Source organism: Flavobacterium sp. (genome assembly GCF_049590715.1).
GTDB lineage: Bacteria > Bacteroidota > Bacteroidia > Flavobacteriales > Flavobacteriaceae > Flavobacterium.
Genome location: NZ_JBAWDL010000025.1, coordinates 18,553 through 31,674, shown reverse-complemented (window position 1 = coordinate 31,674; position 13,122 = coordinate 18,553). Strand labels below are relative to the sequence as shown.

14 protein-coding genes are annotated in these 13,122 nt (G+C 33.5%); 6 read left to right on the top strand and 8 right to left on the bottom strand.

Translation table 11 applies throughout. The features are described from left to right. The coding region (locus WBQ70_RS01500; RefSeq protein WP_423909594.1) for an adenosylhomocysteinase at positions 1 to 380 on the top strand (380 nt) is incomplete at its 5' end. A gap of 257 nt (positions 381 to 637) precedes the next feature. Here the strand turns inward: WBQ70_RS01500 and pyk are convergent. The 5 genes from pyk to WBQ70_RS01475 all read right to left on the bottom strand — a co-directional run bounded on the left by pyk (position 638) and on the right by WBQ70_RS01475 (position 5,093). Beyond that, positions 638 to 2,068 carry a pyruvate kinase gene (gene pyk / locus WBQ70_RS01495; protein WP_423909591.1) on the bottom strand — a complete coding sequence of 477 codons (1,431 nt, stop codon included), beginning with the start codon at positions 2,066 to 2,068 and terminating at the stop codon, positions 638 to 640. 5 nt (positions 2,069 to 2,073) lie between these two features. Then, on the bottom strand, positions 2,074 to 2,562 hold the full coding sequence (locus WBQ70_RS01490; RefSeq protein ID WP_423909588.1) for an IPExxxVDY family protein: 489 nt from the start codon (positions 2,560 to 2,562) through the stop codon (positions 2,074 to 2,076). Between the two features lie 113 nt (positions 2,563 to 2,675). Next, positions 2,676 to 3,416, bottom strand: a complete 741-nt coding sequence (rnc, locus tag WBQ70_RS01485; protein ID WP_423909585.1) for a ribonuclease III — start codon at positions 3,414 to 3,416, stop codon at positions 2,676 to 2,678. Positions 3,417 to 3,424: 8 nt separating this feature from the next. After that, positions 3,425 to 4,678, bottom strand: coding sequence for a beta-ketoacyl-ACP synthase II (gene fabF / locus WBQ70_RS01480; protein WP_423909582.1), 1,254 nt, complete (start codon positions 4,676 to 4,678; stop codon positions 3,425 to 3,427). Between the two features lie 178 nt (positions 4,679 to 4,856). Beyond that, positions 4,857 to 5,093, bottom strand: coding sequence for an acyl carrier protein (locus tag WBQ70_RS01475; protein WP_007137004.1), 237 nt, complete (start codon positions 5,091 to 5,093; stop codon positions 4,857 to 4,859). A 176-nt stretch (positions 5,094 to 5,269) separates the two neighbouring features. On the opposite strand from WBQ70_RS01475, the gene WBQ70_RS01470 reads away from it, so the two are divergent. The 4 genes from WBQ70_RS01470 to WBQ70_RS01455 all read left to right on the top strand — a co-directional run bounded on the left by WBQ70_RS01470 (position 5,270) and on the right by WBQ70_RS01455 (position 9,451). Next, complete coding sequence (locus WBQ70_RS01470; protein WP_423909561.1) at positions 5,270 to 5,839, top strand: phosphoribosylglycinamide formyltransferase; 570 nt, start codon at positions 5,270 to 5,272, stop codon at positions 5,837 to 5,839. A 47-nt stretch (positions 5,840 to 5,886) separates the two neighbouring features. Next, entirely contained in the window at positions 5,887 to 6,366 is a 480-nt protein-coding gene (gene rnhA, locus WBQ70_RS01465; RefSeq protein WP_423909558.1) for a ribonuclease HI, read from the top strand. A gap of 75 nt (positions 6,367 to 6,441) precedes the next feature. Next, positions 6,442 to 7,365 carry a PfkB family carbohydrate kinase gene (locus WBQ70_RS01460; protein ID WP_423909555.1) on the top strand — a complete coding sequence of 308 codons (924 nt, stop codon included), beginning with the start codon at positions 6,442 to 6,444 and terminating at the stop codon, positions 7,363 to 7,365. A 187-nt stretch (positions 7,366 to 7,552) separates the two neighbouring features. Continuing rightward, positions 7,553 to 9,451: an amidophosphoribosyltransferase gene (locus WBQ70_RS01455; protein WP_423909553.1), complete on the top strand. Its 1,899-nt coding sequence runs from the start codon at positions 7,553 to 7,555 to the stop codon at positions 9,449 to 9,451. Between the two features lie 291 nt (positions 9,452 to 9,742). On the opposite strand, the gene WBQ70_RS01450 is transcribed toward WBQ70_RS01455, so the two are convergent. From WBQ70_RS01450 to WBQ70_RS01440, 3 genes are all read right to left on the bottom strand, one after another. Next, on the bottom strand, positions 9,743 to 10,351 hold the full coding sequence (locus WBQ70_RS01450) for a superoxide dismutase (RefSeq protein WP_423909550.1): 609 nt from the start codon (positions 10,349 to 10,351) through the stop codon (positions 9,743 to 9,745). A gap of 140 nt (positions 10,352 to 10,491) precedes the next feature. Next, a complete protein-coding gene (locus WBQ70_RS01445) occupies positions 10,492 to 10,782 on the bottom strand; it encodes a ComF family protein (protein ID WP_423909548.1) in 291 nt (96 codons plus the stop codon). Next, positions 10,779 to 11,171, bottom strand: a complete 393-nt coding sequence (locus WBQ70_RS01440; protein ID WP_423909545.1) for a ComF family protein — start codon at positions 11,169 to 11,171, stop codon at positions 10,779 to 10,781. The genes WBQ70_RS01445 and WBQ70_RS01440 overlap by 4 nt, the downstream gene beginning before the upstream one ends. Positions 11,172 to 11,265: 94 nt before the next feature. Here WBQ70_RS01440 and WBQ70_RS01435 point away from each other — a divergent pair, with 94 nt between their 5' ends. Next, the gene (locus WBQ70_RS01435) at positions 11,266 to 12,807 is read left to right on the top strand and encodes a glycine--tRNA ligase (RefSeq protein ID WP_423909542.1); all 1,542 of its coding nucleotides are present in this window, start codon (positions 11,266 to 11,268) and stop codon (positions 12,805 to 12,807) included. The last annotated feature ends 315 nt before the right edge of the window (positions 12,808 to 13,122 follow it).

The window sequence follows — 13,122 nt, the reverse complement described above, 5'->3', positions numbered from 1 at the left end:
ATATGGCTTGGTTGAACAAAAACCACGGTGCATCAAAAATCGAAATCAAACCACAAGTTGATAAATATACAATCAACGGAAATGACATCATCATCCTTGCTGAAGGTCGTTTGGTAAACCTTGGTTGCGCTACAGGTCACCCAAGTTTTGTAATGAGTAACTCATTTACTAACCAAACTTTGGCGCAAATCGAATTGTGGAAAAACAGTGCGGCATACAACAATGACGTGTACATGTTACCAAAACATTTAGATGAAAAAGTAGCTGCTTTGCACTTGGCTAAATTAGGTGTTGAGTTGGAAGTTCTTCGTGACGACCAAGCTGCTTATATTGGAGTTCCTGTTGAGGGACCATTCAAACCAGAATATTACAGATATTAAGTATTACCATTTTATTATATTTCAAACCCGACAGGTTTTAAAATCTGTCGGGTTTTTTATTTTAGGAACTCTAGCTAATTTTAGATTTTTCCTCTGTAAAAAAAACTAGTGGTTGCATTGTACGTTTTTGTTTGTATAGCTTTCATATAATTTATGTGACCCCTTTTCAATTGAATTATGTCTCACCCGATCCAATCTTAAACAAAAAAGCCGACTCAATATTTGAGTCGGCTTCTTTTTGTTAATTAGGATAAGGATTATTCTATTTCAGAAACTCTTAAGGTATTAACCATTCCTTTATCTTTGATAGGCATTGCTGCAAGGTTGATAAGAAAATCTCCTTTTTCAACTAATCCAGATGCTTTTACAATTCTATTAACGTCAGTTACAGTGTCATCAGTACTTACATCTTGGTTGTAATAAAAAGTTCTTACTCCCCATAACAAACTAAGCTGTGTAAGGATCCTTTTGTTTGATGTAAAAACTAATATATGTGATGATGGTCTCCAAGCCGAAACTTGAAAAGCGGTATAACCACTGTTAGTCATTGTGCAAATCGCTTTCGCACCGATAGTGTTAGCTATAATTGCAGCTTGACGACAAATGGTTTTAGTGATAAAACGATTTGTTCTTATTTGTGGTGTATTTTGTGGTACTTGAATTACTGGAGCATCTTCAACTGCTTCAATAATTTGAGTCATTTTTTGGATAACTTGTACAGGATAGTTTCCTGCAGCTGTTTCACCTGAAAGCATTACAGCATCAGCACCATCCATTACAGAGTTAGCAACGTCATTTACTTCAGCACGTGTTGGTGTTAAACTAGTGATCATTGTTTCCATCATTTGAGTAGCCACAATAACTGGTATACGAGCCATTTTAGCTCTGCGTATTAAATCTTTTTGAACCAAAGGTACTTCATGTGCAGGAAGCTCAACTCCAAGATCCCCACGAGCTACCATTAGGGCATCACAGTAAGCAACAATCTTGTCCATGTTTTCAAGAGCTTCTGGCATCTCAATTTTAGCAACGATTGGAATTTTAACGTCTGAATGCTCAGCGATTAAATCCTGTAAATCTTTTAAATCTTGTGGTGTTTTAACGAATGAAAGTGCAATCCAATCTACTTTTTGACCAATAGCAAAAATGGCATCTGCAATATCTTTTTCAGTCAATGCTGGAAGTGAAATTTTAGTATTAGGAAGGTTAACTCCTTTTTTAGATTTCAATTCTCCACCTTGGATAACTTTAGCAACTACTTCCGTTTTTTTGTCTGTTGAAACAATTTCAAAAAGAAGTTTACCATCGTCTAATAAGATTCTCTCTCCTGGATTAACATCATTAGGAAAGTTTTTGTATTTCATGAATACTCTATCAGCTGTACCAATAATCTCTTCGGCAGTAGTGAAAGTAATTAAATCGCCATCATTAACTACAACTCCATCTTCCATTATTCCAACTCTTAGTTTTGGTCCTTGTAAATCTGCCAAAATTGCTGTTGAGTAGCCAAATTCTTCATTAAGACTTCTAATGAAATTGATTTTCTCTTTTACACCTTCATAATCTGCATGAGAAAAATTAATTCTGAAGACATTTACTCCAGCCTCAATCATATCTTTGATGATCTCTTTTGTGCCACACGCCGGTCCTAGGGTGGCTACAATTTTGGTTTTTTTGTTTGTACTCATTGTTCTTAAAAAATTAAATTGTTTTTTGATTTTATTTGATTCGTATCTACAGTATAAGCGGTAGTTATTTCCTCAATTGTATTTAATATTTGTTTTATTTCAGACACGTTTATCATGTCTTCGGTATTTTCGATTTTTAAAAAATAATCTGCTTTTTTAAATTCAGGAAGTAAATAGACTTTTGTTGCCATTTCTAATGGTGTATCTGAAAACAAATCTTGAGTAGTTTCTTGTTTCTGTTGGAAAACTTCATTTTTGTTTTGTACCAAATTCCACGAAACCGTTTTCTCAGTATCGTAATAATAAAATCTAGAAAATTGTGTCTCTCCGTTTTTTATCTTTATATGAACTTCGTCTTTACTCTTGCCTAAATTTATGGGCAGTCTTTGATTAATGAAATAGGCCAGTCGATAATCCTCTAATGAAGTATGTATCGCAATTAGGTTATAATCGATTTCGTCAAACTCTCCAATTTCTAATTTGTGAATAGCCATATTATTTCCAAATCAAGATGTAAATATACCATTTCTATCTAAGTATAAGTACTGATATTGTAATGATTTAGTTAAATTCTAAACGCAAACGTTATAGTTTTAGTTTGTTTTTCCTACTTTTTGTCCATTTGAGTCTGAAAAGCAAAATAAGCACGCTGTGATGCTTTTTCTTCTGCCTTCTTTTTTGACGTTGCTCTTGCTTTAGCCACAACTTTATCGTCAATACTAAGTTTTACACCAAACAGACGTTGCCCATCAATAGCATTGTCTTCAAAAATATCATAATGAAAAATTTTCTTTTCTTTTTGACACCATTCAATTACTAAGCTTTTATAACTGATTACTTTTCCCTCTAGTCTTGAGATGTCTACGTAAGGTGTAACTACTCTTTTTTGGATAAATTTTTCACAATATACATAGCCTCTATCAAGGTAAATTGCACCTATTAATGATTCAAAAATATTACCATGGATATTTTCTCCAAAGTGATTTACTGGAACTTTACTTTTTACAAAGCGAATGAGATTCAAGTCTTTGCCTAATTCGTTGAGGTGCTCTCTACTTACAATTTTTGAGCGCATTTTAGTTAAATACCCTTCGTCTCCTAATGGGGCTTTGTTAAATAGATGCGCTGCAATAACTGAACTCAGCATGGCATCACCTAGAAATTCTAGTCGTTCGTAGTTAATAGGATTACCATCTTGGCTTAATTTATTTACTGAGCGATGGGTAAATGCTTTTTGGTAATGTTCAATATTTATGGGTTTAAAGCCAAGTATTTTGTCAATAGCATCAAAAAAAATCCCGTCTTCTTGAGAACGGGATTTTGAAAATATTTTTTTTAAAATACGCATATAACGAATTACAATTCTAATTTTTTCATCAATACACAAGCATTGTGACCACCAAAACCAAAAGTATTACTCATTACAACTTTCATCTCTCTTTTTTGAGCAGTATTGAATGTAAAGTTTAATTTTGGATCAATGTTCTCATCATCTGTGAAATGATTAATTGTAGGAGGTACAATTCCATGTTTCATTGAAAGAATAGTAGAAATAGTCTCAATAGCACCAGCTGCACCTAATAAGTGACCAGTCATTGATTTCGTTGAATTCAAATTCATTGTGTAAGCATGATCTCCAAAAACTTGTAAGATCGCTTTTGATTCTGCTAAATCTCCAAGTGGAGTTGATGTTCCGTGCATGTTTACACCATCAACATCTGTTGGTTTTAAACCAGCGTCTCTCAAACAGTTTAGCATTACATTTCTTGCTCCTATACCTTCTGGATGTGGTGCGGTTATATGATGCGCATCTGCAGACATACCACCACCACCTACTTCACAGTAGATTTTTGCTCCACGAGCTATTGCGTGTTCGTATTCTTCTAAGATTAAAGCACCAGCACCTTCACCTAAAATAAATCCATCTCTGTCTTTATCCATTGGTCTTGAAGCTGTTTTTGGGTCATCATTTCTAGTAGATAGGGCATGCAATGCATTAAATCCTCCCATACCTGCAATAGTTACAGCAGCTTCAGAACCTCCTGTTACCATAATATCAGCATGTCCTAAACGAATGTAGTTGAAAGCATCAATGATTGCATTAGTCGAAGATGCACAAGCAGATACTGTTCCAAAGTTTGGCCCTCTCAAACCATACTTAATTGAAATGTGCCCACAAGCGATATCCCCAATCATTTTTGGAATAAAGAAAGGATTGAATTTTGGCGTTCCGTCTCCGGCAGCAAAGTTTAATACTTCAATTTGAAATGTCTCTAAACCACCAATTCCAGATCCCCAGATAACTCCTGCGCGGTCTTTGTCTATTTTATCTAAGTCAAAGTTAGCGTCTTCCATGGCTTCCGTTGAGGCAACCATAGCATATTGAGCATAACGATCCATTTTTCTAGCTTCTTTACGGTCTAAAAAATCCTCTACATTAAAGTTTTTTAGTTCGCAAGCAAATTTAGTTTTGAATTTTGAAGCATCAAAATAAGTGATGGGAGCAGCTCCACTAACACCATTGATAAGTCCATTCCAATATTCCTCAATGGTATTCCCAATAGGAGTAAGAGCACCTAAACCTGTTACAACAACTCGCCTTAATTCCATAACTTGTCTATTTTGTTATCTTTAAACAAATAAAACCCACTCTTTGTTTTTGTAAGGATACAAAAAAGCAGTGGGTATTCTATTTTATATATCGTTTTGATTGAATTTCAATCTTGATTTTTTGATTTAAAATAATAAAAACACCCGAGTACAAAAATGTAAACGGGTGTGTTATTTATTATTTTTTAGCTTCTTCGATGTAAGAAATAGCTTGACCAACAGTAGCAATGTTCTCTGCTTGATCGTCTGGAATTTGAATGTCAAATTCTTTTTCGAATTCCATAATAAGCTCAACTGTGTCTAACGAGTCAGCTCCTAAATCATTAGTGAAGCTTGCTTCTGTTACAACTTCGTTTTCGTCAACGCCTAATTTGTCTACGATAATCGCTTTTACTCTTGATGCAATGTCTGACATAATCTTTAATTTTAGAATTTAATTTGACCGCAAAAATAAAAAACTTTATTTTAAAACAATCAATTAGTTGATAAATGTGTCAACTAATTTAAAAAATAAATTGAAATAAAGAGGCGATGAAGTTATTTTTTTTCAATTTTTATTCCTTTTTTTGCGTTAAATATAATTGAATACCGATGAAAAAAATTGTGATTTTTGCCTCTGGATCGGGGTCTAATGCTGAAAATATTATAAAATATTTTGCTTCTGATGATAAAGTTGCAGTTGTAGGGGTTTTTACAAATAATGTGAATGCAGGAGTAATTGATAGAGTGAAAAAATATGGTATTGAAGCAGAAATTTTTTCTAAAACTCAATTATTTGAAAGTGAATTTTTACAAAAAATAAATAATTTTCAGCCAGATTTGATCGTTTTGGCTGGTTTTTTGTTGAAATTCCCTGAAGCAATTATTGCAAATTATCCCGATAAAGTCATCAATATTCATCCAGCATTGTTGCCAAAATATGGTGGTAAAGGAATGTATGGAATGCATGTTCATAATGCTATAGTTCAAAATAAAGAGCAGGAAACAGGAATTACGATTCACTATGTTAACGAAAACTATGATGAAGGAGGGGTTATTTTTCAAAAGAGTTTTGAACTTTCTGGTACAGAAACACCGGATGAAGTAGCAAATAAAATTCACGAACTAGAACACCAGCATTTTCCTGAAGTTATTGAAAAATTATTGATTTCAAAAATTTAACTCCCAACTTAATAACTCATAATTTTTAACTTATAACTCCTCTCACATTGAATTACGAAGTCAATATATATACTGATGGTTCTGCAAAAGGAAACCCTGGAAGAGGAGGGTATGGACTTGTAATGGAAAAAGTAGGGACGCCTTATAAAAAGGAATTTTTTGAAGGATTTAGGTATACTACAAATAATAGAATGGAGCTACTGGCGGTAATTGTAGGTCTCGAAAAATTGAAAACTCCTAGTACGAAAGTACTAGTGGTTTCTGATTCTAAATATGTTATTGATTCTGTAGTTAAAAAATGGGTATTTGGTTGGGAGAAAAAAGGTTTTGTTGGAAAAAAAAATCCTGATTTATGGAAGCGTTTTTTAATTAGTTATAGAAAGCATCAAGTTGATTTTAAGTGGGTTAAAGGACATAATAATCATCCTCAAAACGAAAGATGTGATCAATTAGCGGTCATGGCGTCAGAAAATAAACTGCTTTCTGTTGATGCTTTTTATGAAAAAGAAGAAGGGAAACTTTTATGATAATTTTGCGTCTTCGAACCTTTGCAACTATCAAACTTATGAACTATCTTTGCACTTTAATTCGAAACTCAAAAAATGAATAAATTATTGATTGTTGGAACGGTCGCTTTCGACGCAATTGAGACTCCTTTTGGTAAAACTGATAAGATTTTAGGAGGAGCAGGAACATATATTGGTCTATCAGCTGCTTTTTTTAACTTGCAATCAGCCATAGTTTCTGTAGTTGGAGATGATTTTCCACAAGAATATTTAGATTTATTGATTGAACGTAATATTGACATCTCAGGTCTTGAGGTTGTCAAAGGAGGGAAAACTTTCTTTTGGAGTGGTCGTTATCATAACGATTTGAATTCAAGAGATACCTTAGATACTCAGCTGAATGTATTGGCTGATTTCCAACCTAAAGTACCGCAAAATTATAAAAATGCTGATGTAGTGATGTTAGGAAACTTACACCCGTTAGTACAAAGCAGTGTTTTAGATCAAATGGAAGTTACGCCTAAATTAGTAGTTTTAGATACTATGAATTTTTGGATGGATTGCGCACTACCTGAATTATTAGAAGTAATAAAAAGAGTTGACGTTATCACTATTAATGATGAAGAAGCAAGACAATTGTCAGGTGAGTATTCATTAGTAAAAGCAGCGGCAAAAATCCAAGAAATGGGGCCAAAGTATGTGGTAATCAAAAAAGGGGAGCACGGAGCATTATTGTTTCATGATAAAGAAGTCTTTTTTGCACCAGCTTTACCATTAGAAGAAGTATTTGATCCAACAGGTGCTGGAGATACCTTTGCAGGTGGTTTTACAGGTTTTATTACTCAAAGTGAAAATGTCTCTTTTGAGAATATGAAAAATGCAATTATTTATGGTTCTAATTTGGCTTCATTCTGTGTAGAGAAATTTGGAACAGATAGAATGGTTGCTTTGGATAAAAAAGAAGTAGCATCAAGATTAAAACAGTTTAAATCTTTGACCCAGTTTGATATAGAAATATAATGCTTTAAAGTCCCATGAAATGGGGCTTTTTTGTTCGGTATAAATACTCAGATAGTATTTCTTAATCTAGATTAATGGTTGCAAAATAAATTTTTTTTGATCTTTGTAACTTCAAAACAAAAAATATTAAATACTGTAAAACGGGTTTGATAAAATAGAATAACACAACAACACAAATATAACTACAATGAGCGATGCTTTAAAACATGAATGTGGAATAGCGCTAGTTAGACTACTTAAACCGCTTGAATTTTACAAAGAAAAGTACGGTACAGCCTTTTACGGTATTCAAAAGATGTACCTAATGATGGAGAAACAGCACAATCGTGGACAAGATGGTGCCGGTTTTGCTAGTATTAAAATGGATGTGGAGCCAGGTGAGCGTTATATAAGTAGGGTTCGTTCTAATCAATCACAGCCTATCCAAGATGTTTTTGCTCAGATTAATGAGAGAATCAATGAGGAAATGGCAAATCATCCTGAGTATGCTGAAGATGTAACGGCACAAAAAGCAAATATTCCTTATATTGGTGAATTGTTTTTAGGTCATGTGCGTTATGGAACTTTTGGGAAAAATAGTATCGAAAGTGTGCACCCTTTTTTAAGACAAAGTAACTGGATGCATCGTAATCTTATTTTGGCAGGAAACTTTAACATGACAAATGTTAAGGAGCTTTTTCAAAATTTGGTTGAGTTGGGTCAGCATCCAAAAGAAATGGCGGATACGGTTACTGTAATGGAAAAAATTGGTCACTTTTTAGATAAAGAAGTGATGCAATTGTATCAAGATTGCAAAGCAGAAGGGTATAATAAACAAGAAGCCTCGCCTATCATTGCTGAAAGATTGGATGTAGCCAAAATTCTGGCTCGTTCTGCTAAAAATCTAGATGGTGGTTATGCTATGGCAGGACTTTTAGGTCATGGTGATGCTTTTGTATTTAGAGATCCAGCGGGTATTCGTCCGGCTTATTTTTACCAAGATGATGAAGTAGTGGTAGTAGCTTCTGAACGTCCAGTGATTCAAACGGTATTTAATGTTCCTTTTGAAAAAGTACAGGAGATTGATCCTGGAAATGCTTTGATTATCAAGAAGAATGGAACGGTTTCTATGAAAGAGATTTTGACTCCCACGGTTAAAAAATCATGTTCTTTTGAGCGTATTTATTTCTCTAGAGGAAGCGATGCTGAAATTTATCAAGAAAGAAAAACCCTTGGAAAATTAATCTTACCTGCGGTTTTAAAATCGATTGATCAAGATACTGATAATACTGTGTTCTCCTATATTCCTAATACGGCCGAAACTTCCTTTTATGGTTTGGTGGAGGCAGCACAGGATTTCTTGAATCAAAGAAAGAATAATTTTATTTTAAAGAATAGGCATACACTTACTGAAGAAAGTTTAAATGAACTTCTTTCTGTAAAAATTAGAACGGAAAAAGTAGCCATTAAAGACGCAAAACTTAGAACGTTTATTACTGAGGACAGTAGTCGTGATGATTTAGTCGCTCACGTATATGATGTGACTTATGGGGTAATCAAGCCTACGGATAACTTAGTGATTATTGATGATAGTATTGTAAGAGGAACTACTCTTAAAATGAGTATCATCAAAATGATGGATCGTTTGAATCCAAAACGTATTGTTATTGTTTCTTCGGCTCCACAAATTCGTTTCCCAGATTGTTACGGAATTGATATGGCAAAATTAGAAGGTTTGGTTGCCTTTAGAGCAGCTTTGGAACTTTTGAAAGAAAGAAATTTATATCATATTGTTGATGAAGTATATGTAAAATGTAAAGCACAAGAAGATTATAAAGATACGGATGTAGTGAATTATGTTACAGCTATTTATGATCAATTTGAACCGCAAGAGGTTTCGGATAAAATTGCAGAGATGTTAAGCTCTCCTGAAATTAAAGCAGAGGTTAAAATTATATTCCAAACAGTAGAAGACTTACATATTGCTTGTCCTAAAAATTTAGGAGATTGGTACTTTACAGGAGATTATCCTACTCCAGGAGGAAATAGAGTGGTAAACAGGGCTTTTATGAATTTCTATGAAGGTAAAGATGCTAGAGCATACTAATAAAATTGGGTAATTAATCGGTTTTATGGGTTGTTTATCTGAATTTTTTGTTTCAAAAGTATTCCTAATATAAATTTGAATTACCATAATATTAGTAGGTTAAGATTATGGTAGATTTGGGGCAAAAAAGGTGGAAGCAATTCCACCTTTTTTATTGGAATAAAGTCAAGTAAGAGAAAATAGAGAAAAGAAGAAAGAAGAAAGAGCAAAGAATATAGAGCAAAAAAAAATAGACGAATTAACATTAAAGTCATTCGTCTATTCTCTTTATCTATGTTCTTGCAGAAAAGATTATTTCTCAGAAGCGTATCTTCTTGATACTTCAGTCCAATTTACAACATTGAAAAAAGCTTCAATATAATCAGGTCTTCTGTTTTGGTAGTTTAAGTAATAAGCATGTTCCCATACGTCCATTCCTAAAATTGGAGTTCCCTCACAACCTACACCAGGCATTAATGGGTTATCTTGGTTTGGTGTTCCACAAACGTCTAATTTTCCACCTTTTTGTACACATAACCAAGCCCAACCTGAACCAAATTGTGTTGCTCCAGCTTTACTGAATTTAGCTTTAAATTCTTCAAAAGAACCAAAAGCACTTTCGATAGCCGCCAATAAATCTCCTGTAGGTAATCCTCCTGCATTTGGAGCCATAACAGTCCAAAACAAGTTATGATTGTAATACCCTCCACCGTTGTTACGAACAGCTCCATTGCTCATATCAAGGTTGATAAGGATATTTTCGATTGTTTTTCCTTCCATATCTGTTCCTGCTATAGCAGCGTTCAGATTAGTAGTATAAGCATTATGGTGTTTAGAATGGTGGATTTCCATTGTTTTTGCATCAATATGTGGTTCTAAAGCAGCATATGCATAAGGTAATTGTGGTAATTCAAAAGCCATGTCGTTTTTATTTAAAGATTTATAAAAAATTTTATTCAAATTTAAACATTTAACTTTGGAATTGGAAACTCTATTTTGTTATTATTTAACTCAATCGAAATTAAGATGTTGTTTTGTGATGACTTTAACTGCTGCTTTTATTATTGTGCCATTGCCATACAAACAATACTGATTTTAATATTAGGAATCATTAACATAGCGCGACAACAGGCTTCAAGTGTTGCACCTGTTGTGATGACATCATCTATTAAAATAAAATGTTTGTTATGATCATTATCAGTGAAGTGAACATCAAAGAGTGTTTCAATTCCCTCTATTCTACCTAATAAGTTTTTTTTAGATTGTGTTTTGGAATATAATTTCCGAATCAATAGTTGGTCGTTGTATTCAAGATTTAGGCCTTCTGCTAATGCTTTACCAAAATAGCTCACTTGGTTAAAACCTCTTTCTCGAAGTTTTTTAGGATGTAGCGGAACAGGAATAATAGTTTGTGCTGTTTGGAGTATGGGAATTTTTTTAAATCTTCAACATACCAATGACCAATTAAGGTGCCAATTTCTTCATGACCACGGTATTTTAAATTATGAATTAGTTCTTGTACAATACCTTTTTTATGAAAATAAAATAAAGCGGATGCATGTTCAACGGCTATTCGACCATAGAATTTTTTGAAAGCTTCGTTCTCTGCTGTAAGATGATGGTTTGTCAACGGAATTTCGTGGCGACATTGTGTACAAATGATGCTTTCATTGGCAAAAAGGAGTGCTTTACAACCCGCACAAACAGCTGGGAAGAATAGGTTTATAATGGGTTGTAACATAGACTTATGGATTTATTTATAAAAATATGAAAATCAATGCTTCAAACTTTATCAATTTTCTTTTTTTTATGTTCACTTTTTATATTTTTGCATCATGGCAAAACAAGAAGATATTTTTAAGAATGTAGTTTCGCATGCAAAAGAGTACGGTTTTATTTTTCCGTCAAGCGAAGTTTACGATGGTTTGAGTGCAGTATATGATTATGCACAAAACGGAGTTGAGTTAAAAAAGAACATACGTGAATATTGGTGGAAAGCCATGGTTCAAATGAACGAAAATATTGTAGGCCTTGATGCTGCAATATTGATGCACCCAACTACTTGGAAGGCATCAGGTCACGTGGATGCTTTTAATGATCCATTAATAGATAATAAAGATTCAAAAAAACGATATAGAGCGGATGTTTTGATTGAAGATTATGCTGAAAAGTTAAATCAAAAAGCAATCAAGGAAATCGAAAAAGCGAGAGTTCGTTTTGGAGATGCTTTCAATGAGCAAGAGTTTGTTGCAACAAACGCTAGAGTTGTGGAGTACAAAGCTAAAGAAAGAGAAATTCTGGAACGTATGGCTCGTTCTTTAGGGAACGAAGATTTAGAAGATGTTAAATTACTAATTGAAGAATTAGAAATTGCATGTCCAGACTCAGGTTCTCGTAATTGGACTGAAGTGCGTCAATTTAATTTGATGTTTGGAACTAAATTAGGTGCCTCTGCAGATTCAGCAATGGATTTGTATTTACGTCCAGAAACAGCGCAAGGGATTTTTGTAAATTTCTTGAATGTTCAAAAGTCTGGTAGAATGAAGGTTCCTTTTGGAATTGCTCAAACAGGTAAAGCGTTTAGAAATGAGATTGTTGCAAGACAATTTATTTTCCGTATGCGTGAGTTTGAACAAATGGAAATGCAATTTTTTGTACGACCAGGGGAAGAAATGAAGCATTATGAGTTCTGGAAAGAAGCACGCTTAAAATGGCATTTATCTTTAGGATTAGGAAAAGAAAATTACCGTTTTCATGACCACGAAAAATTAGCACACTATGCGAATGCTGCTGCTGATATTGAATTCAATTTCCCATTTGGATTCAAAGAATTAGAAGGAATTCACTCTCGTACTGATTTTGATTTAAAAGCGCACGAAAAGTTTTCAGGTAGAAAATTGCAGTATTTTGATGCAGAATTGAATCAAAATTATGTACCATATGTGGTCGAAACATCTGTAGGATTAGATAGAATGTTCTTGGCTGTTTTTGCAACTTCATTGAAAGAAGAGGTTTTGGAAGATGGGTCATCAAGAACAGTATTGAAACTACCTTCTGTTTTAGCACCAACCAAAGCAGCTGTTTTGCCATTGGTTAAAAAAGATGGATTACCTGAAATTGCACATCAAATCATCGCTGATTTAAAATGGGATTTTAATGTAGCTTATGATGAAAAAGATGCTGTAGGTCGTCGTTATAGAAGACAAGATGCACTTGGAACTCCATTTTGTATTACGGTGGATCATCAAACTATCGAGGATCAAACCGTGACCATTCGTCATCGCGATACAATGAAGCAAGATCGTGTAAATATTGCAGATTTGAAATCAATTATTGAAAATGAAGTAGCGATGAAAAATTGGTTAATGAAAATGTAATTGTTTTTTCAATTTAATAATAAAAAGCTCTCTATTTGGAGGGCTTTTTTGTTTTTAGGCGTGACATGTAAGAAATAGTAGTAAAATTTTAAGCGTTGAAAAAGAGTGAGTTATATTCTTACTCGGATTTATTCATCCTTAATCATTTAGTATCAACAGTTCATCGATTTCTATTCTTAACTCAGTAAATAAATAAGTTAAATGTTTATTTTAGCTCGTTAAAAAGCTCGTTTTTTTGCTTAAAATCATTTTTTTAATATAGTTTTCCCAAACTATTTATTATACTAAACCTAAAATTAGTTTATATTATTTTTT